The sequence below is a fragment of the Sphingobacterium spiritivorum genome (assembly GCF_016725325.1).
Lineage (GTDB): Bacteria > Bacteroidota > Bacteroidia > Sphingobacteriales > Sphingobacteriaceae > Sphingobacterium.
This window is the reverse complement of sequence record NZ_CP068083.1, coordinates 1500531-1521590: the sequence shown is the minus strand read 5'-3', so window position 1 is coordinate 1521590 and position 21060 is coordinate 1500531. Positions and strand designations below refer to the sequence as shown.

Below are 21060 nucleotides of genomic sequence, written 5' to 3'. Positions count from 1 at the left end.
AAATGAAAGCATTGATTATAGTAGATGTTCAAAATGACTTTGTGCCGGGTGGATCGTTGGCCGTAGAACATGGCGATGAGATTATCCCTTTGATTAATCAGCTTCAGCAGGATTATGAACTGGTGGTTGCTACGCAAGACTGGCATCCCGTTCATCACAAAAGTTTTGCGGTGGAACATCCTGGCAAAAGCGTTTTCGAGGTAATTGAACTAAATGGTCTGGAGCAGCGATTGTGGCCAATGCATTGCGTACAGGGGAGTAGTGGAGCAGCATTTCATGAACAGTTAGACATGAATCGGGTAGAAGCGATCTTCAGAAAAGGAATGAATCCGGAAATAGATAGCTACAGTGGTTTTTTTGATAACGGACGCAGGAAAAATACAGGTCTTGCTGGATTTTTGCGTGACAGAAATATTGAAGAAGTCCATGTATGCGGTCTGGCGGCCGATTACTGCGTATATTTCACAGCTAAAGATGCATTATCTCTAGGCTTTCAGACAGCAATTCTTGCTGATGCCACTAAGGCGATAGATCCGGCTCATTTTCAAACACTTGCCAGATCATTTGAAGAAGATGGTGGGAGGTTGATTTAACGCATTCCTCTGCCCCTTCCTCCTTCTCTGCGCGGGTTGGTTGATCCGCGTGATCCTTTACTGTCCTGTCCGCCGAATTTGCGTAGATGGTATGTAAAACTCAATAGAAAATAGCGGGTCAATGTATTAGACTGAACATCTGAAATCGAGAATTCATCTACACGTCTGTTGACATTTTTTGCTTTATTGAAGATATCGAATGCTTTTAAAGACAGTTCTGCGTTTTCTTTCTGAAAGAACCGTTTGCCAATGGAGGCATTCCAGATAACTGTCTGAATCCCGGAGGTATTCTGTACACCACCGTTAAGCATGTAGTTTATATTGGACGTCACAAACATTCCTTTCCAGAAATCTACAGACGCATTATTGTTAATGGTATGGTTGTACACATTATATTTTTTGACCTGTAAGGATGGATTCTCCGTAAAGGTCAGGTTGCCGTTGTAGGAGAGTCCTATTACTGTCTTTCTTCCGAAATTACTGGATATTCCTACTCGCTGACGTATACCGTAGGATTTGGAATTCAATAAATCTTTATTTAATATGGAATAATTGTTATTAAAGAAAAGATTATTATTCAGGTTGAGGTTTAGTTTCCATTTATTAAGCGGTAAACCCAGACTGTTTGTCATCCTGACCGAGTAAGCTCCGTTGACATTCTCCGGTGTGATGTACTGTCCACCGGCTCCTAAAATAATATCATCTGTGATGTGTACTGCTGTATCTGTCAGTAAGATCGAATTGACGATCTTGTCCTGTATATATTCAAAGTTAAGGCTGGAATTGAAACTGCGTCCTGTGGATTTTTTGATATCCCTGAATTGAAAACTAATATTATGTTTATATTCCTGATCCAGATCCGGATTACCGTTTTGAATACGCAAGGCGTTTTGATTGTCTATAAAGTCTTGTAACTGATTTATAGAAGGGGCATTCGTTGCGGTATTATATTTCAATTCCAGCCGCTTTTCTTTACTGATGTGATAAATGATACTCATCTCCGGTAAAAAGCTTCGGAATCCGGAAGTCGTGAGTACATTTTTAGGGAAAGTCTTATCATTCTTGCGGGAGGCATATTGATAATTTGCTCCAATCTGAAACGTTAAGCTATCTTTTTTAGAGAATAAATAAGATATACCACCACTGTGAAAATCAAAATCATTTCGGAATTCATTTGATAACCTCTCGTTAAGCTGGCCCAGTTGTCCGGTTTCTTCCAAAAATTCGAAAGTCTTGCGGTCCGAATAATTTGCCGTATTGCGGTAACTGTAATTAGCCTGTAACCGGCTGAATCTGGATATGTTTTCGGTAAAGGTCAGCCTTCCGTTTATTCCGTTTCCATAGCCCTCAGATATATTCTGATTATTATTGGTGTCAATACGATTTAACAGTGCATCTTTATAATATTGATTGAGCGCATAGGTGCGTCCCTCACTGTTATTGGAGGAATGATTGGCATTTAAATTAACAGATAATGTTCTTCCGGGTTTATTCAGCCTTACCATATAAGTAAGTGCTCCCGATAAATTAAAGTTGTTGCTATTATTTCGATTTCTCCGGTCCGATGTATTAATGGTATCCTGGAGTTCATTAAGAGTTGTACTTATATTAAAATTAGTGCGATCATTGGAAGAATAGGACAATTTCGGCACAAAATCTATGCGTTGAGTGGAATCTATATCCCAGTGTAGCCGTGCCCCTGCATTGTGACTTACTGCTCCATTGTCTGTATTCGACGCTTGTTGTCTTAACTGATTAGCCCGTGAACCGAGGATATAGTTGGTTAAGGAATTTGTAAAAGTATTGGTATTGGTCGAATTAAAATTGTAATCCGCGCTGACCTGCATTTTTTGATTTAAATAACTGTTGTTGACGCTCGTTGCCACGGCGTATGTCTTAGACAGGCCACGCTCAACATTTGAATTTCCCCCTCTGTTGCCCCCGCGTCCCTGCTCCCCGAAGTTGGTCTCATTGGTATTATTAGCCATTGCTGTAAGGGAATAGCGCTTGTCATTCTGAAAGCCATTTATATTGATATTAGTTGCGTACTTTTCATCATTTCCCAGATTGCCGTTTGCTTTTCCGAAATATCCCTTTTTCCGATTGGGCTTGGTAACGATATTGATGACCTTATCTCGCTTACCATCGTCGAATCCGGAAAATTTAGCCTGTTCAGATTTATCATCTATGATTTGTACTTTATCTATGATGTCGGCAGGTAGAGATTTGAGCGCAATTTTGGGATCCGTGCTGAAGAATTCCTTACCATCAACGATTATTTTTTTTACTGCTTCTCCGTGGGCATTGACATTGCCGTCTTCATCAATTTCCACTCCGGGAATCTGCCGGATCAGTTCATCTGCATCGGAGTTTTTGGCTGTTGCATATTTATTGGCATTAAATTCCATTGTATCACCTTTCAGTGCAACTGTTTCTGCTGTAATCTCGATTTCATCCAACATGATTTCCGAAGATTCCATTTGAAAATTTACTGTTGCTGCGGTACTTCCCAATGTGATTTTTCGCATATCCTGCTTATACCCCATGTAGTTGATGTTGATGACATAGGTACCTTGTTCCAGATTGTTGAATGTATAGTTGCCCAGCATATCACTAGGTGCTTTCAGAGTAGTTGAATCTTTGCTGTTAAGAATAGAAATACTGGCTCCTTTAATTGGCTGGGATGTCAGCTTATCCGTGATTTTACCGGAAATACGGATTTGACCAACAGCTGATAAGGAAAGGAATAAAAAGATACTGACAAGCGCAAGGTGTCTCATTGAAATTTAGGTTGATGTGATAGTCTTTTTATAGGAATACTGTTTGTAAAAAAAATAATGACAATCCGTTATCCTCTTCGACTATGCCTGTGCGAATATAAAAAGATTAGGTATATTTGTAATATTTATAGCAATAAAGATACATGAAAGATAATGCGATGAGTCGCAAGGAAAGGATAATGAAAGAGGCTTTGGCTCTCTTTGCGGAGAAAGGATATGCGGATACTTCGACAAAAATTATTGCTCAAAATGCAGAAGTTTCGGAGGCCTTGATTTTTAAACATTTTGGAAATAAGGACGCTCTGCTTTTTCATCTGATCAAATCCGGATACAGAAGAGTACTGATGTATCATAAGGGAATGATGACCTATAAAAATCCAAAGGACTTTCTGAAAAATATGATCTTTCTGCCAAGTAAACTGGTGGCTGAAGAGCCTATTTTCTGGAAACTGCAGGAGCGTCTGTCTCATAATTCTTTTTCGCGCCAGCAGCATGAGCAATTTATGAAACCTGTACAGCCTATTATAAATCGTGCATTTGAAGAGCTTGGTTATGAAAATCCGGAACTTGAAACACAGTTTTTGTTAATTGTTATTGATTCCCTCTGGAAAAAAGAAGCCAGTGGTGAGATTGAGCAATCCTTAGATCTGGCGATTCTTTTAGAGAAAAAATACAATCTGCTGTAAGCTATATTTTTTTTGTAACAATTTGCGTTTTTGTGCATCTTTTTTGTTGTAATACGCACAAATAGTTTTAAAAATCAATTTTATTTGACGTAATTCGTGGTACCTAATTAATTTTAAAGCATATGATATTTAGAAAAATGGTTTTAGGGCTTGCCTTTGTGGCTGTTTCAATTGCCGCTAAAGCACAGTCTAACCCCAATTTTGTTGCCTTTATTAATCAAAAGCACGCGTGGGTTGATTCTGTATTCAATACCCTTTCTCCTAAAGAGAAAATAGGACAGTTATTTCTTGTTCGGGCACATACAAATCTAGGCCAGAAATATATAGATTCTGTGGCTGCAGTAATTCAAAAAGAACAGTTGGGAGGTCTGGTTGTATTTCAGGGAGGACCTGTGCGTCATGCCAATATGTTTAACCGTTATCAGGCCGTTGCCAAAGTGCCTTTGCTGATGACTTTTGACGGTGAGTGGGGCTTGGGAATGCGTATGCCGGATTCTACGGTTTCTTATCCTTATCAAATGACTTTGGGTGCTATTCAGGATGAGTCTCTGATTTATCAGATGGGTAAAGAGGTGGCTAAAGATTTTCATCGCATCGGAATGCACTTTAATTTTGCTCCGGTTGTTGATATCAATAATAATCCTAAAAACCCGGTGATCAATTTCAGATCATTCGGTGACAACAAGTATAATGTTGTTAAGAAGGCAAAAGCATATATGGATGGTATGGTTGACGGAGGGATTATAGCATCATTAAAGCATTTTCCGGGACATGGAGATACGGATGTGGATTCACACCATGATCTGCCACAGTTGAAATTCAGTAAGGAGCGTCTTGATACATTGGAAATGTACCCTTTCAAACAGTTGATCAAAGATGGTGCGCCGGCAGTCATGGTTGCGCATATGAATATTCCAAGTCTGGATCCCACTCCTAATATGCCTTCATCAATATCAAAAGCCGTAGTAACAGGACTTTTGAAGGATCAGTTAGGTTTCAAAGGCCTCACGGTTACGGATGCAATGGATATGAGTGGAGTGAAGAAGTTTTTTCCAAACGGAGAAGCAGATGTTCAGGCCATTATTGCGGGGCATGATTTGCTGGAAGTTTCTGAAAACAGTGGTCGCGCTATTGGGTTGATCGAAAAGGCAATCAAGGATGGCCGTATCAAACAAGCCGATCTGGATGCCCGGGTAAAGAAAGTTCTGGCTGCAAAATTGTGGGTTGGTCTGAACCGTAAGCGTGTAATCAATACAAACTATCTGTATGATGACCTGAACAGAACCAGTTCAAAACAATTGGTACAGCGTTTAGCGGATGCGTCCATTACACTGTTGAATTCAAATAACCGCCTGTATTCGTTTCAACCAAAACAAAAAACGGCTATTGTAAGTATAGGCGTGACTGCAGCGCAGGATTTCGAAAAAGAAATGAAAGCCCGTCTTCCTGAGTCTGATATATATTACATCAAAGGAGACGAAAAAGAAGAAGCGCTACAGGAGATTTTCAAAAATGCGAAAGATCATAAACAGTTAATCGTAGCGATTCACGATGACCGTTCACGTCCGCGCAGTGAGGTTCCTTTTAGTCCGGAAGTAAAAGAGGTGATTGCTAAATTAGCAAAGAGAAAAGCGATCACCTGTCTGTTTACTAATCCTTATGCATTGGCTGATCTGCCAGGTGTAGAGAAAAGTCAATCTATACTTATGGGGTATCAAAATGACTGGTTCATGCAAAAAGCTGCGGTGAGAGCTATCTTCAGAGAGATCAAGCCGAAAGGTAAATTACCGGTAACGATCAATGAAAATTATAAAAACGGAACAGGAATTTAAGGCTTATAAGATTAATTGTATATGGCGAATCACGTAAAAAATGATTCGCCATTTTTAATGTATTATGGGAGGATCACTTCCCGGATATTAGAGATATTACTTTCATTTTTCATTCTGTCAATAGCCGTCACCACATAAAAATAATGACCTCCGGGTTTTATAGTATTATCCGTGTACTGAAGGTAGCTGTCATCGTATGATATTTGTAAGATACGTTCTGCATTTGCGGTGTTGACATTTTCTCCCTTTTCAAAACGATAAATGATATAACCATAGATCTGTTCATCGTTAGGCTTTTGCCACATCAGCGTAGTCGATCTTCTGTTTGCAGAGACGTGTGCCTGTAATCCATAAGGGGATTGCGGAGGTATGCTGTCTATCCATGCCATCGTTGGTGGAAGTGCTTTGTAGCGATACAGATCATATTGCATGGAATCACGTAGTCCTGCCAGATTGTCCATCAAAGATTTAGAGCTGAAATAAATACTTCCCTGTACTTCATGTTGATTCCGCAGGTGACGCACCTGCTTTGGAATTTGTCCCTTATCTGTCCATCCCTGGCGTTTTTCAGTTAGACGGTATGCCCCATGTCCTACATAAAAATGACGTCCGTAGGTATGTTTCTCCCACCATTCCAGCAAGATTTCGAAAGCTGCAGCTCTGTTATTAAACGGAAAATAAATTTGTGGATTGATATAGTCTATCCAACCTTCTTTCATCCACTTGACCCCATCTGCATACAGCGTGCGGTAGCCACTGAGTCCGCTTGTATTGGATCCATCCGGATTATCTCTTTTATTATCCCATATACCAAAAGGGCTTATCCCATATTTGATAAATGGTTTTTCCTTTTTAATTGCTATTCCGAGATCACGGATCAAAAGGTCGACATTGTTTCTGCGCCAGTCGTGTATATTGGCAAAGCCTTGGCCGAACTGATGAAAAGTAGGCGCATCAGGTAGCGCAGTATTTCTTGCATCCGGATAAGGATAGAAATAGTCATCAAAATGAATCCCGTCCACATCATAGTTTTTGACAACATCCATGATGACATCAATGATATATTGTCTTACTTCAGGCAATCCCGGATTGAATAGATATTTTCCACCATATTTAAAAAACCATTCCGGTTTTGTCCGGGTGATGTGATCTTTGGAAAAATGGGCAGGATTCAGTGTTGTAGATGCACGATAAGGATTGACCCATGCGTGTAGTTCCATTCCTCTTTTATGTGCTTCTTCAATAACAAATTCCAGCGGATCGTAGAATGGTGATGGAGCTTTACCCTGTACACCGGAAAGATATCTGCTCCAGGGCTCTCTTCCTTTAGCGTAAAATGCATCTGCAGCAGGTCTGATCTGGAAGAATATGGCATTCAGTCCGGCACGTTGGTGTGCATCCAGAATATTGATCAGCTCTTGTTTCTGCCGTTCACTACTTTCATTGTCCCTGCTTGGCCAGTCAATATTGGCGACTGTAGCTATCCATACACCACGAAGTTCCCGTTTCGGAGAATTTTGGCTGCTTGCCTGATACTGGAAATGACTGATGAAAAGAATTAGAATGATTATCTTTCGAAAGTGCAACATGTTTTTTGAATCCCCCACAACTATTAGGCATCAAAGATAACAAACGTAGGGTAACTGACTTGTTACGTACAGGCGGGAGGGTGTTAAATAGTGTTAATTTTTCGGAATGTACGGAGGGAAAATCGTTGTTTATAAAAATGACAATAATTCGTGTTGAAATAACCTTTTCAATATGATATTTGTAATGGAATATATCATATTTTTGTGACGATTAAATTATTGATCTAAAAAATGGCAAAAGAGCAGATTTCTATATTTGATATGTTTAAGATTGGGGTAGGGCCGTCCAGTTCGCATACATTGGGTCCATGGCGTGCTGCACAGCAGTTTACCAAAGTCTTAGAAGATAAGGGTGTGTTGGGTGATGTAGAAGCTGTCAAAATCTTATTGTACGGCTCTCTGGCAAAGACCGGCGTCGGACATGGAACTGATATTGCAATCCTGTTGGGGCTGAGTGGGGATGACCCCGTGACTTGTGACGTCAATCAGATCACACCTAAAGTAGAGCATATCAAAACCGCACATGAGCTTGTATTGGCCGGTAAGCATGCTATTCCTTTTTATTTTAAAGAGGATCTTTTGTTTTTATTTCAGGAAAGTCTTCCTTTTCACCCTAATGCTGTAACTTTTCAGGCTTTTCTGAAAGGAGAAAAGGCTGTAAGTGAAACTTATTATTCCATTGGCGGAGGCTTTGTTGTTCAGGAAGGAGACGATTCAGGATTTTTATCTGAAATAGATCTGCCCTTCCCGATTGATACTGCACAGGAGCTTATGCTGGCGTGTATGCGTACGGGGCTAAAGATCTCTGATGTCGTTATGGAGAATGAGAGTGCATGGCGTAGCGAAGAGGAGACCAATGCCGGCGTCCTTCGTATTTTTACAGCTATTAAAGAATGTATCTACAGGGGTTGTCATACTTCGGGTGTACTCCCAGGCGGATTGAATGTGGAAAGACGGGCTGCAAAACTGAATAAAAAACTGATCAATGGTCGTAGTTATGTCGATTTTGAGAGCTGGGTACAAGCTATACGTGAAGGAGGGAAAGATTTTGATTATATTCTGGATTGGGTAAGTTGCTTTGCTTTGGCGGTAAATGAGGAAAATGCATCATTTGGACGTGTGGTTACTGCACCTACAAACGGAGCTGCTGGTGTAATTCCGGCGGTGCTTCAATATTTCATTACTTTTCATAATGGATTTGATGAGAGTAAGATTATTCAATTTATTGCAACAGCTTCTGAGATTGGTTCGATTTTTAAAAAGGGAGCAACTATATCTGCCGCAATGGGTGGATGTCAGGCGGAGATTGGCGTTTCCTCTGCAATGGCTGCCGGAGCGTTGACCGAATGTCTGGGCGGATCTCAACGTCAGGTATTAATGGCTTCTGAGATTGCAATGGAGCATCATCTGGGGCTGACCTGTGATCCGATCGGTGGACTCGTGCAGGTGCCTTGTATAGAACGAAATACAATGGGTGCAATTAAAGCAATCACTGCGGCTCAGTTAGCCTTGCGTTCTAATCCGGATAAAGCTAAAGTAAGTCTGGATGCAGTGGTGAAAACGATGTGGGATACTGCACAGGATATGAATGTCAAATATAAAGAAACTGCAGACGGAGGATTGGCGGTACATATTCCGCTGAGTCTTCCTGAATGTTAAGAGTATATGATCTTACCGGATATTTTTTAATTTTGTTTGAATGAAGTATAGTGCTATAGCATCAGGCAGTAACGGTAATTGCTATTACGTGGCGAAAAATGATTCTGCAATTCTGGTTGATGCCGGGATAAACAGCAAGCATATTCACCTGCGAATGGGAAATCTGGGAATTCAGCCTGATACTATAAAGGCAATTTTTATAACACACGAGCATACAGATCATATTCGCGGGCTTTCGGTTTTCAGTAAAAAATATAACCTTCCGGTGTATATTACTGAAGGAAGTTACCGTGGAAGCCGTTTACATCTCCCTTCACATATGGTACATGTTATCAAGCCGGATGATAAGGTGGAGATAGGAGAACTGACGGTATATGGTATCCCCAAATATCATGATGCGAAGGAACCTTGTAGTTTTCTTGTTTCTGACGGAGAATATAATATCGGTATCCTGACCGATATCGGCAGGGCTTGCGATAATGTCAGATATGTTATTCAGCATGCAGATATTCTGTTGTTAGAATCCAATTATGATGAGGAAATGCTTCGTACCGGGCGCTATTCTTATTATTTAAAAAACAGAATCAGTAGTGGATGGGGACATATCTCGAATACAGTTTCTCTGGAAATTTTTAATAATTGCCGTAGCAGCAGGCTTAAGCACCTGATATTAACCCATCTTTCGGGAGAAAACAACAGTGTAGAACTAGTTGAGCAGACTTTTGCGCCGTATTGCGCTGAGATCAAATTGTCTGTAGCGACCAGATCCGCAGAGACCGAATTGTTTGATCTTCATGCGTTGCTTCTGAAAGAATTGATTTAGGTAAGCGTTGCGGCTGACCTAAATTTTAGATCAATTCCATCTTGAAGAGGTCTGCCAGATGGTTCTTTAATCTGTCTTTTACTTCGTTGATATCTACTTCTCTTCCAAGTTCACGCTGCATAGAAGTTACGTCTTTATCATCTATTCCACATGGAACAATGTTCCCGAAATAACTCAAATCGGCATTTACGTTAAATGCGAATCCGTGCATAGTCACCCATCTGCTGGCACGTACACCCATTGCACATATTTTGCGGGCTTTGTCATTATCCGGATCTATCCATACTCCTGTATATCCTGGGTATCTGCCTGCCGGAATTCCATAATCGGCAAGAGTAAGAATAACAGCCTCCTCCAATGTGCGGAGATAGAGGTGGATATCGGTAAAGAAATTGTCCAGATCCAGAATCGGATAGCCTACGATCTGTCCGGGACCGTGGTAAGTGATGTCCCCTCCACGATTGATCTTATAGTATGTAGCTTTTTTTTCTTCAAGGCCCTGCTCATCTAATAAAAGATTGTCCGGATGACCGCTTTTTCCTAATGTGTACACATGAGGATGCTCTGTAAAGATGAGATAGTTACGGGTCTCTGTATGTGCTTCGTTGACACGATTATCATGCTTGACGTCCAATATACTTTTGAAGATATCTTCTTGTCTGGCCCATGCATCCTGATAATCCTGCAAACCCCAGTCCGTGAATTGTACTTTTTTGTTCATACTTACAGCCTTTCACTAATACAACAAATTATTATATGGATATCTGGCATTGTGCATTTCGACAATAATGTCGTAAAGTTTTTGCTTGAATTCCTCTACATTCGTTTTATTGGTTGCTGAAATAAAGATTGCCGGATCTGAATTTTTTGCCATCCAGCTGTTTCTGAATTCTTCCAGTGTTACTTCTCTTTCTTCGCCTTCGTCTCCTTCTTCAACTGCCGGCTTGTAAGCATCTATTTTGTTGAATACTGTAATGACGGGTTTGTCTAATGCTCCCAGATCCTTTAATGTTTCATTGACAGCGTGAATGTGATCTTCAAAATTGGGATGAGAAATGTCAACAACATGAATCAGCACATCTGCTTCCCTTACTTCATCCAATGTAGATTTGAAACACTCTACCAGGTGATGGGGTAATTTACGGATAAATCCAACAGTATCGGACAGCAGAAATGGCAGATTATCAATCACGACTTTTCTGACAGTGGTATCCAGAGTTGCAAAGAGTTTGTTTTCGATCAGTACATCGGATTTGGAAATCATATTCATAATGGTTGATTTTCCGACGTTTGTATATCCGACTAATGCTACCCTGATCATTTCTCCACGATTCTTACGCTGGGTCTCATTCTGTTTATCAATAGATTTGAGACGTTCTTTGAACAGGGAGATCTTATTGAGGATCATCCGTCTGTCGGATTCTATCTGAGACTCACCCGGACCACGCATCCCGATACCACCACGCTGGCGCTCTAAGTGAGTCCACATTCGTGTCAATCGGGGAAGAATGTATTGAAGTTGAGCCAGTTCAACCTGGGTCTTAGCCTGAGCTGTTTTGGCGTGACTGGCAAATATATCCAGGATCAGGTTGGAGCGGTCCAGAATCTTCACTTTGAAGAAGTTTTCGATATTGCGCAGTTGAGATGGACTTAATTCATCATCAAAGACCACCATATCGATTTCTTCTGCATCGATGTAAGATTTGATTTCCTCCATTTTTCCACTTCCGATAAAAGTTGCCTTATCGGGATAAGCGAGTTTTTGTGTGAAAATGCCGTTGGTAATTCCACCGGCAGTCTCTACCAGAAATTGCAGTTCTTCGAGATACTCACGAGCTTTAGCTTCTGTTGTATCCGGAGTAATGACCGAGATCAGTACAGCAGTTTCGGGTTTTAATGCAGTATCGTATATTTTGGTTCTAGCCATATAATAGTATTAAGAATAAGAGCAGCAGGAGATTTGAAAACAGGTATATTATTAACAGATTCCTACGCAATTTTGTTTGCCGGAAGCATCTTGCTCAAAGCATAATGCAAAGATAGGGGTTTTTTAAGAGATTTTGTCCCAGGAGATACCAGGAGCACGTTGTTTAAGGTAAGCGCTAAGTAAAATATTCTTCTCAGACTGGAGTGTAGGGTCTTCTTTGAAAATGCTGATCACCGTATTCCGGGCTTCCGAAAGAATCGCCTGATCACTGGCCAGATTGGCGATCTTCATGTCCAGTACACCGGATTGCTGTGTTCCGGAGATGTCTCCGGGACCCCGCAGTTGTAAATCGACTTCTGCAATTTCAAATCCGTCGTTGGTGCGGACCATTGTTTCCAGTCGTAAACGGCCTTCCTTACTTAGTTTGTTGCCAGACATGAGGATACAAAAGGATTGTTCGGCACCTCTTCCTACACGTCCGCGTAGCTGGTGAAGCTGGGATAGTCCAAAGCGTTCGGAATTTTCGATGACCATGACAGATGCATTCGGCACATTGACTCCTACTTCGATCACTGTCGTCGCTACCATGATTTGTGTTTCATGCTTTATAAAGCGTTGCATCTCAAAATCTTTATCTTTCACCGGCATTTTTCCGTGCACGATACTGATCTTATATTGTGGCAACGGAAATTCACGTTGCAGGTTTTCAAGTCCGGCTTCCAGATAGAGCAAGTCCAGCTTTTCACTTTCCTTAATCAAGGGAAATACGACATACACCTGTCTCCCTTTTGCGATCTCTTCTTTCATAAAACCGAACATGCGCAGCCGGGAGCTTTCAAAAAAGTGCACCGTTTTAATCGGTTTACGGCCTGCCGGTAATTCATCAATGACCGAGATATCGAGATCGCCGTACATAGTCATTGCTAGCGTGCGCGGTATAGGTGTAGCTGTCATCACCAGCATATGCGGAGGTATGATATTTTTACGCCACAGTTTGGCTCGCTGTTCTACTCCGAACCGGTGTTGTTCATCAATAACTACAAAACCAATATTTTTGAATCGTACTTTATCTTCAATAAGCGCATGCGTACCTATCAGTATATCCAGTGTCCCTTCTTCCAGCTCCTGATGGATAATCCGACGTTCTTTGGCAGGCGTAGATCCGGTCAGCAAACGGACTTTTGCAAATTCCTCACCTAACAGTTCACTTACACTGGCGTAATGTTGTGTAGCAAGAATTTCTGTTGGAGCCATCATACAAGCCTGAAATCCATTGTCTATGGCGAGCAGCATACTCATCAGGGCTACGACTGTCTTTCCTGAACCCACGTCTCCCTGAACAAGCCTGTTCATCTGGGCGCCGGTATTGGTGTCCTGACGAATTTCTTTGATCACCCTTTTCTGTGCATTGGTCAGTGGGAAAGGAAGTTTTTCATTGAAAAATGTATTGACCTTTTCTCCGACCTGATCAAAGCGATGACCTTTAAATTTGAGCGTATTGAGCTGCTTGTTATTTAACAGACGGAGTTGGATAAAAAACAGTTCTTCAAATTTTAACCTTCGGATTGCCTGATCGAGTTCCTGCTGTGATTTTGGGAAGTGAATGGCAAGTAAAGCCTTCGGGTAGTCGATTAACCGGTGTTCCTGTATGAGGTAAGAAGGCAACATATCTCCGATACTACGGTATACCGTCTCCAGAGCTGTCTGTTGTAAACGCTGTATACCCCTTGTGTCGAGGTTGAATTTTTTGAGTTTCTCTGTAGAGGAATAAACGGGTTGCAGACTCTGATTTCCGATCTTTTGTTCCAGTGCATTATACAGCTCCATCTCCGGATGTGTGATAGAGATATGTCCGTTAAATTCGGTCGGTTTTCCATAAAGGATATACGGAGAACCAATCTTAAGGGATTTTTTTAGCCAGGGAATACTTTGAAACCAGACGAGTTCTATTGATCCGGTATCGTCTCTAAACTGACCGACCAGCCTTCTTCCTCTTTTTTCACCAACTTCCTGCAGCCCGACCAATCGTCCCAATACCTGGGCACCGATCATATCAGGATGGAGTGTGTGGATTTTGTGAAACTGAGTACGGTCTATGTAGCGGAAAGGGTAATATTCCAGCAGATCACCAATAGTAAAAACCTGCAACTCTTTTTTGAGTATGTCGGCCTTTTGCGGCCCTACGCCTTTGAGATATTCTATGGGTGTTATTAATGATAAATTAGCCACTGCAATTACATTTCTGCTAAGTGGCTAATTTAAGAAAAATGCTTCAAATACGGTTAGTATTGTATGACTGGTTTTCCATTTTCACAGCTGACTCCCTTTGCAGGTTTGTCATTCTGATTGGTGCATGGAGGTGTACCTTGCAGTTGTCTTTTGGATGCAAGCAGACTTTCGTACTGACGACCTTTTCTATAAAACTCTTCTCCTCTGATGTTTTCATTGTAGAGTACAGCGATATATTTACAGTCTTGGCGGATATATCCTATTCTCCACACATTAGGATTAGTACAAGGATCATTTTTATGGAAATCTACAATCTCTGTAAAATATTTTGGTAATTCCACCTCTATTTCCTGCAGCGTCATATCTTTAGCATAATAAAGTTCGGCCTTATTATTTTTGCATCGTATTCCAATGGGTGGATAGCCTTCGATGTAATCGAGGTAAGGAATAGGGGGAGCATCCGGAGCATTATCAGCGCGTTTGCGGCGAACATGAAATTCTTCTACGAGTTTTTTATACCGCTCTTCAAAACTTGGGTGTACCGGAAGATATGTCGGCCCTAGCTTGTAGATAGTGGCGATCTTCCAGACGGATGGATCTCCGCAAGCTACACTTTGTGTCAATTGTACTATTTCCTGATACTTTTCATCTGCCAGACGGTTTAATTCTTCATAACCGGGGTCTTTTTTACAGCCCGAAAATATAATTCCGGACAATAAAAGGAGAAGGCTTAATATTCTTTTCATAGTTAATTTTTGGTATTGTTATAGATTAATGTTGCTTTGCCGTTTTGACAGATAATACCGGAGGGCTTTTGATAAGCCATACAATTTATTGCAGGAGCGACCATTGGCGCATATATTTCCATAATCTGATTATGGTCATAGATCAGTTTTTCAAGCTTTGCTCTATCGATACTTTTGTGGTATACGATATGGGATAATCCACACTCTGTCCGGATATCGGTCATACTCCAGTCTGTCGGATCGGAACAGGGTATACTGTTTGTTAACTCATCCAGCTTTTTGTAAGAATCTGTTGAAAGTTTTTTTAACTGTTCCTGGCTAAAATTTTTGTAAGGATTTGGTATATCCGGAATACAGCAATCTTTTCTTTTACAACTGAAAAAAATCAGGATTACCATAAAGAATAACGATATTGACAGTGTTCTTTGCTTCATAACCAAGTAGGGGTTTAGTGTAATAATGCAGATTACTTCGCTATTGATTAGTATTTAACAACAGGTTTGCCATTCTCACAAGTTACCCCTTTTGCCGGTTTGTCATTTACAGATGGACAATTCATAGATTTATCCAAAACGGTTTTACGATAATATAGATGAGCATATTCTTCCACTCTCTTTGAAAACTCTCTGAGCCTTTTGGTATCTGTATAGGTTATTGGTACAAATTCACAATCTTTGCGTATGGTGGTTACATACCATCCTGAAGCTGAACTACATGTCTCCTCTTTAAAAAAGTCTCTGATTTCCGGAAAAAGTTTCTGTAAGCGATCATTAACCTCTGTCAGATCAAAATCATTGGCCGTCATTACTTTTATCTTACCATCTGCACAACGTAATCCGAAGTGAGGGGGAAGAACCACCATTGACGTTCTGGCAGTATTGGGTACCGGACCGTTGTAGAGTTTCCCTGCTCTTATAAAGAGCTCGTTTGCTTCTTTTACTAGTTTTTTGTAGTCCTGTTCAAAACTTGGGTGTACCGGAAAATAACCATAGGTGTAGAGCGTGTCTATTCGCCATTCACTCAGATTGCCACAGGAGCGATCTTTGGTAAGTTGCATGGCTTCCTGAATTTTAAGATCTGCTAGTCTGTTTAGCTCTTCATAGGACTCTCCTTCTTTCTTACAGCCCATGAGTGTGAGAATAAGGGTGAAAAGTATCGAAATTGATACAGCTTGGATTTTCATAAGAATAATAATATGGTTTTAAGATAAAGACGTTGATTGCAACCATTATGCTACAGCAGTATTATTATTTAAATAAAAAAGCCCCTGATTAAAATAAGATCAGGGGCTTTTGCAGGCTTGAATAAGGAATTTTAAAAATTTCCCTGTTCTTTGTCCCACCACAAACGTGTACCTCCGTTGTCTGCTCCTCCAAGCAATTGTATTGCTTTTTGGACTTCACTACCGTTGGCATTATATTCATTCTGAGGAAAAGGTAATCTTCGGATCTGTACACTTGTACTGATCGTGCCTCCGCTGTTGTTGACTACAACCGGGAATAATTTTGGATAACCTGTTCTTCTGTATTCACTCCATGCTTCCTGTCCTTCAGGGAATATGGCTAACCATTTCTGCGTGATGATACGTTCCAGCTTTTGCTCATTGCTTGCCGCCTCATCCCATTTGATGGTGATTGCTGTCATAGGAGTAGCGTCATTTTCTGAGTTCTTAGGATCTAGATATTCGACAGGTATATTCGTATTATCCTGAATGTAGTGGCTCAATTGAGATGAGACATTCCATTGCTGGAAGGATAGGTCTATTCCTTTCTCATATAACGATTGTGCTGTTCCGCCGGCATTTGCCCATCCACGGAGTGCAGCTTCAGATCTAAGGAAATATATCTCGGCAGCTGTCATCAGCACTGGGGCTGTAGTTGCAGAAAAAGAAGGATTGCCATCTGTTGTATTCAACGAGGAGTATGATTTGTATTTATCTTTTTCTATTCCGTCTGCACCTGCCCTTATGCCTTTGTACTGTCCTGCAAATGCAGGATCAGTAGCTTTATCCATGTATTTGGAAATACGGGGATCCTGATAGCCCACCATAAATGATTCCAGAGATGCGTTGATACGTGTGTCATCCCAGTTTTTTGCAATAAAGAATAGTGGGTTGGAGAAGTTCGCATCTGTTGGAATATGGATTGTGAAATTCTCGGTATTCACTTCTATTACTCCGCCATTTGCAGGATTAAGAGCTTTCTCCGCTTGTTCACGCGCTAATTGCGGATTTGCTTTTACAATACGCATGGCTAAGCGTAAACGAAGAGAATTGGATAATTTGAGCCAGTTTCTGAAGCGGGCAGTATTGTCAGCTCCTTTATAAACCAGATCTATATCATTAATTTTATCAGGAACAGGGCTTGCAGAAGGGTTTGCGATGTAGTCCTGCAGTATTTTTGCAGAGGCATCCAGATCAGCGAAAAAGCTGGTGTAGATATCTGCCTGGCTATCGTAGGGAATATCTCCTATAATACCCGCTTTGCTGTAAGGAATCGGACCGTAAATATCGGTTACACGACTGGCTGCAGCAACTTTTACCACTAAAGCGGATCCCCACAGTGCCGGATATGTTGTAGCCAGCTCATTCTTTTCGAGTTTGTTGAGGGAGTTCAGTACATTCACGTATAACACTTTGAAAGGTTCTCCGTTCCACCCGTTTACTAAAGCATAGTTAAGATTGTTCTGACCGCTGTTGAATGGTGTCGGAGACATGAAGTATCCTGAAAATACATCTGCATTCAGATTTTGTTGTACCTGATAGGAGTTGGGATCGCCACCACCTGAAAAATTGTAGATGGCCATCTGTGCCTGACGAAAGAATAACACTAGATCCTGTCCGTCAAGCTTGAGGTCTTCATCTGTCACTCCGATATTATTCGTGTTATATTCTTCAAAATTTTTGGTACAACCGCTCAGTACTCCGGTTGATAACGAAAGGAATAATAAATAGCTTCCGTATTTCTTTATATTAATTTTTTGCATGATAGTCCAGATTAGAATGTTGCATTTAAAGTAAGTCCGTAGTTGCGTGTTGCAGGCATCATAAAGATATCTACGCCACTCAGTGTGTTGCCTGTAGACATGGTAACCTCCGGATCAAACGGTGCTTTTTTAGAAATATAGAACAGATTGCGTCCTACTGCTGAAACTTTTAATTTCTTAATAAAACCTTGTTTGATATTGAAGTCATAGCCCAAAGTCAATTCTCTCAGTCGGACCACTGTACCGTCATAGATATAGTTACTGGTTACAGGTCCTATACCACCGGTGGAAGTATACCATTTATTTGCATCGATGCTGGTAACAGGAACTCCGGCCGGAGTAACACCATTGATCGCTACACCTCCTGCCTCACGTGCGTCTCCGCTGACTTTGGACACACCGTATCCGTCCAGTACAGCCTGCGTCACGGACATCACTTCGTAATCAAATTTGCCATCAATCAAAAAGCTAAGTGATAGGTTTTTGTAGCTGAAATTATTATTCCAGCCCATTTGCCAGAGTGGATTAGCATTTCCTAATTTGGTATAATTTGAATTCTTTTGAGGTATACCGTCGCTGACAATAATTCTTCCCTGATCATCTTTCTGGAAATCCTGTCCGTAGATGTCTCCGAATGAGCCGCCAACTTCGAATTTAGAAGCGTAATTATTACGGCTTTCCCCTGTAAGAGAGAAATCTTTGATTCTGTCATCCAGTTCAATAATCTTATTCTTATTGTAAGAATAGTTGATACTTGTAGTCCAGTTAAAATCTTCTGATTTAACAGCATCCAGACTGATCAATGCTTCTATACCCTGATTCTGAATATTTCCTGCATTGATTGCATATTGATTGTAGAATGATGCCTGGCTTGCTGCGATCTTGAAGAACTGATTTTTTGTGTTCGTTTTGTAATAGGTCACATCGATGCCCAGGCGGTTATCCCACATTTTCCATTCCGTACCAATCTCTAAAGAGTTGGTCATTTCCGGTTTCAGTTCTCTCAGGAATGCAATATCATTTGGTGTAAGGACAGCATACGGGTCTAATCTGTTGGTGAGTAATGTTGTGTATGGCGGCAAGTCATTACCGACCTGCGCAAATGATCCGCGGATCTTCGCCATATTAATAAACGACGGTAAATTCAGTTTATCGTTCAGCACAATACCCAGACCGGCTGATGGATAGAAGAACGATTTATTGCCTGTAAACGCTAAAGTACTTGACCAGTCATTACGTGCTGTGAGATCTAAGTATAACCAGTTGTCGTAGGATAGATTAGCACTTGCAAATACAGACTGTAACTGTCTTCTCATAGCAGAAAGTGTCGAAGGACGAGGGGTTGTTGAATTCTGAAGTGTGAAAACATTCGGGATTTTCAGACTTTCCTGTCCGCTGTTGTAATCAACACCTTCTGTTTTCCAATCGGTGATACTGGTTCCCAGCAAACCGGAGATCTTGAATTTGTCTGTCACATCAAAATTGACATTGGCAACCAAGTCTGCATATTGTTGTGTGATCGTTGTATTTGTATAATCGTATCTTCCGTTTGGTCTGGACAGGATGCTTTGTGTTCCTGCGTATACTTTTCGTTCATATACTTCACTCGTTCTGTCGAGGCTACCGCGAGCCTGAACAGATAACCAGGGAGTAGCTGTATATTTTGCACTACCATTCAGAAGGAGACGGTTTCGTACAGAAGAATTCTGATTACGGTTGACGATCCACCAAGGGTTTTGCTGCGTCGTCTCATTATCTGTTATAGAAAACCAGTTTTGGTCGTATAGATTTCTTGCCGGATTGAATTTTTCGAAATCTTTATAGGGTGAAATATCAATACTTCTCGGAAGAAGATACAGACCTACAATAGGGTTAAAGTAAAAACCGGTCTGCGGTGCGTTTTCTAATTTCTGGGTGATATAGTTTGCTCCTCCTTCTACTTTTAGTTTATCATTGAAGAAGTTTGCAGATTCCTTAAAGTTGAAGTTATGACGGGAAAGGTCATTATTAGGAGTGATTCCCTGTGCCTGTGTATTGGAGTACGAGAAGTACGTCTGATTCTTTTCGTTTCCTCCTGATAAGGTAATGGAATTGGTGAAGTTATTACCTGTTCTGAAGAACTTACCTACATTATCGTAGTTCTGTGCAGAGATTTCCTCTCCCCAGCTGGAAGACCCTGTGGTACTTGCTACTCCGTTGGAACCCTGGCCGTATTTATTCTGGAATTCAGGAGTATAAGCAGGTGTTTCCAGCGTTGCACTGGATGAAAAATTAACGACTGTACGGCCTTGTTTTCCGGACTTCGTTGTTACGAGGATTACACCATTTGCTGCCTGGCTACCATACAAAGCTGCGGCTGAAGCACCTTTCAGGATGGATATGTTTTCAATATCTTCCGGATTGATAAGAGCAATCGGATCTCCCGGATCGCGTTCCCCTCCGAAGACATTGCTCGGCTGTGTACCCAGTGTGCTGTTATTGATCGGCACTCCGTCAATAACATAAAGGACCTGATTATTGCCGGAGGCAGATTTGTTACCTCGCAGAACCACTTTGGCAGAACCTCCGGGTCCGGAAGAACTTGGAGCAATATTGACACCGGCAACCTTACCATTTAAGGTGTTGATCAGATTGGGGCTTTTTACGCGGTTCAATTCATCAGAATTAACCTGTTGTGTAGAATAGGTTAATGATTTTTGTGCACGGTTGATCCCCAGTGCGGTCACGACCACACTTTCCAGTTCCTGCATGCTAGGTGTCAGTACGATAGTTACCTGTGCTCCGTTTGCAGCAGCGGTTGCTGTTTTTGTTTCATAGCCCACAGAAGATACACTTAAGGTATTTGATGTGGAAGTCGTGGTGATGGTAAAGGTTCCGTTTTGGTCGGAGGAAGCGGCTTGTTCTGTGCCGACCAATTTGATAGTCGCTCCTGCAATTGGAGATTGATTCTGTCCGTCAAGGACAAGCCCTTTGATTTGCCGCGTCTGTGCAAATGCCTGGCTGCTGCCAAAGCTTAATAGCAGTACTATTAAAGTCGCTTTGAGCAGTTCGTGAAATTTGATAGTAGTAAGACCCATATATTGGTGATTTTAAGATAGTGTATTATCAAAAGATATAATTGTTTATTGTTTTTCTATTCAGCAAGCATCGAATATCACGTAGGATGTGTCTCGTATGCAAAAAATTGTCGCGTCGCTCTTTTACAGAAAGC

General features: G+C 41.2%; 15 protein-coding genes. 5 read left to right on the top strand and 10 right to left on the bottom strand.

Going from position 1 to position 21060, the window contains the following annotated elements:
- Positions 1-2 precede the first annotated feature (2 nt).
- Positions 3-593, top strand: a complete 591-nt coding sequence (pncA, locus tag I6J02_RS06135) for a bifunctional nicotinamidase/pyrazinamidase (protein WP_201680904.1) — start codon at positions 3-5, stop codon at positions 591-593.
- On the opposite strand, the gene I6J02_RS06130 is transcribed toward pncA, so the two are convergent.
- Positions 590-3373, bottom strand: coding sequence for a TonB-dependent receptor (locus I6J02_RS06130; RefSeq protein WP_201680903.1), 2784 nt, complete (start codon positions 3371-3373; stop codon positions 590-592). The genes pncA and I6J02_RS06130 overlap by 4 nt on opposite strands.
- Before the next feature lie 143 nt (positions 3374-3516).
- Between I6J02_RS06130 and I6J02_RS06125 the strand changes: the two genes are divergently transcribed.
- Entirely contained in the window at positions 3517-4059 is a 543-nt protein-coding gene (locus I6J02_RS06125; RefSeq protein WP_201680902.1) for a TetR/AcrR family transcriptional regulator, read from the top strand.
- A gap of 122 nt (positions 4060-4181) precedes the next feature.
- The gene (locus I6J02_RS06120; protein WP_201680901.1) at positions 4182-5891 is read left to right on the top strand and encodes a glycoside hydrolase family 3 protein; all 1710 of its coding nucleotides are present in this window, start codon (positions 4182-4184) and stop codon (positions 5889-5891) included.
- A 62-nt stretch (positions 5892-5953) separates the two neighbouring features.
- On the opposite strand, the gene I6J02_RS06115 is transcribed toward I6J02_RS06120, so the two are convergent.
- Positions 5954-7480, bottom strand: coding sequence for a glycoside hydrolase family 10 protein (locus I6J02_RS06115; RefSeq protein WP_201680900.1), 1527 nt, complete (start codon positions 7478-7480; stop codon positions 5954-5956).
- Positions 7481-7711: 231 nt separating this feature from the next.
- On the opposite strand from I6J02_RS06115, the gene I6J02_RS06110 reads away from it, so the two are divergent.
- Positions 7712-9139: an L-serine ammonia-lyase gene (locus tag I6J02_RS06110; RefSeq protein WP_201680899.1), complete on the top strand. Its 1428-nt coding sequence runs from the start codon at positions 7712-7714 to the stop codon at positions 9137-9139.
- A 40-nt stretch (positions 9140-9179) separates the two neighbouring features.
- Positions 9180-9962: an MBL fold metallo-hydrolase gene (locus I6J02_RS06105; RefSeq protein ID WP_201680898.1), complete on the top strand. Its 783-nt coding sequence runs from the start codon at positions 9180-9182 to the stop codon at positions 9960-9962.
- Positions 9963-9987: 25 nt separating this feature from the next.
- On the opposite strand, the gene lipB is transcribed toward I6J02_RS06105, so the two are convergent.
- The 8 genes from lipB to I6J02_RS06065 form a co-directional block, all read right to left on the bottom strand.
- Complete coding sequence (lipB, locus tag I6J02_RS06100; protein ID WP_201680897.1) at positions 9988-10683, bottom strand: lipoyl(octanoyl) transferase LipB; 696 nt, start codon at positions 10681-10683, stop codon at positions 9988-9990.
- Between the two features lie 15 nt (positions 10684-10698).
- Positions 10699-11889: a GTPase HflX gene (gene hflX / locus I6J02_RS06095; RefSeq protein ID WP_201680896.1), complete on the bottom strand. Its 1191-nt coding sequence runs from the start codon at positions 11887-11889 to the stop codon at positions 10699-10701.
- Positions 11890-12012: 123 nt separating this feature from the next.
- Positions 12013-14118 (bottom strand): ATP-dependent DNA helicase RecG, encoded by a 2106-nt coding sequence (gene recG / locus I6J02_RS06090; RefSeq protein ID WP_201680895.1) that lies wholly within the window; start codon positions 14116-14118, stop codon positions 12013-12015.
- A 53-nt stretch (positions 14119-14171) separates the two neighbouring features.
- Positions 14172-14864: a hypothetical protein gene (locus I6J02_RS06085; RefSeq protein ID WP_201680894.1), complete on the bottom strand. Its 693-nt coding sequence runs from the start codon at positions 14862-14864 to the stop codon at positions 14172-14174.
- Positions 14865-14866: 2 nt separating this feature from the next.
- Positions 14867-15298: a hypothetical protein gene (locus I6J02_RS06080; RefSeq protein ID WP_236582321.1), complete on the bottom strand. Its 432-nt coding sequence runs from the start codon at positions 15296-15298 to the stop codon at positions 14867-14869.
- 47 nt (positions 15299-15345) lie between these two features.
- Positions 15346-16047: a hypothetical protein gene (locus I6J02_RS06075; protein ID WP_201680893.1), complete on the bottom strand. Its 702-nt coding sequence runs from the start codon at positions 16045-16047 to the stop codon at positions 15346-15348.
- Between the two features lie 131 nt (positions 16048-16178).
- The gene (locus tag I6J02_RS06070; protein WP_201680892.1) at positions 16179-17849 is read right to left on the bottom strand and encodes a RagB/SusD family nutrient uptake outer membrane protein; all 1671 of its coding nucleotides are present in this window, start codon (positions 17847-17849) and stop codon (positions 16179-16181) included.
- Between the two features lie 11 nt (positions 17850-17860).
- Positions 17861-20926, bottom strand: coding sequence for a SusC/RagA family TonB-linked outer membrane protein (locus I6J02_RS06065; RefSeq protein WP_201680891.1), 3066 nt, complete (start codon positions 20924-20926; stop codon positions 17861-17863).
- Positions 20927-21060 lie beyond the last annotated feature (134 nt).

Coding starts and splice junctions, on each gene's coding strand:
- pncA (WP_201680904.1), top strand. CDS start 3: ATGAAAGCATTGATTATAGTAGATGTTCAAAATGACTTTGTGCCGGGT.
- I6J02_RS06130 (WP_201680903.1), bottom strand. CDS start 3,373: ATGAGACACCTTGCGCTTGTCAGTATCTTTTTATTCCTTTCCTTATCA.
- I6J02_RS06125 (WP_201680902.1), top strand. CDS start 3,517: ATGAAAGATAATGCGATGAGTCGCAAGGAAAGGATAATGAAAGAGGCT.
- I6J02_RS06120 (WP_201680901.1), top strand. CDS start 4,182: ATGATATTTAGAAAAATGGTTTTAGGGCTTGCCTTTGTGGCTGTTTCA.
- I6J02_RS06115 (WP_201680900.1), bottom strand. CDS start 7,480: ATGTTGCACTTTCGAAAGATAATCATTCTAATTCTTTTCATCAGTCAT.
- I6J02_RS06110 (WP_201680899.1), top strand. CDS start 7,712: ATGGCAAAAGAGCAGATTTCTATATTTGATATGTTTAAGATTGGGGTA.
- I6J02_RS06105 (WP_201680898.1), top strand. CDS start 9,180: ATGAAGTATAGTGCTATAGCATCAGGCAGTAACGGTAATTGCTATTAC.
- lipB (WP_201680897.1), bottom strand. CDS start 10,683: ATGAACAAAAAAGTACAATTCACGGACTGGGGTTTGCAGGATTATCAG.
- hflX (WP_201680896.1), bottom strand. CDS start 11,889: ATGGCTAGAACCAAAATATACGATACTGCATTAAAACCCGAAACTGCT.
- I6J02_RS06085 (WP_201680894.1), bottom strand. CDS start 14,864: ATGAAAAGAATATTAAGCCTTCTCCTTTTATTGTCCGGAATTATATTT.
- I6J02_RS06080 (WP_236582321.1), bottom strand. CDS start 15,298: ATGAAGCAAAGAACACTGTCAATATCGTTATTCTTTATGGTAATCCTG.
- I6J02_RS06075 (WP_201680893.1), bottom strand. CDS start 16,047: ATGAAAATCCAAGCTGTATCAATTTCGATACTTTTCACCCTTATTCTC.
- I6J02_RS06070 (WP_201680892.1), bottom strand. CDS start 17,849: ATGCAAAAAATTAATATAAAGAAATACGGAAGCTATTTATTATTCCTT.
- I6J02_RS06065 (WP_201680891.1), bottom strand. CDS start 20,926: ATGGGTCTTACTACTATCAAATTTCACGAACTGCTCAAAGCGACTTTA.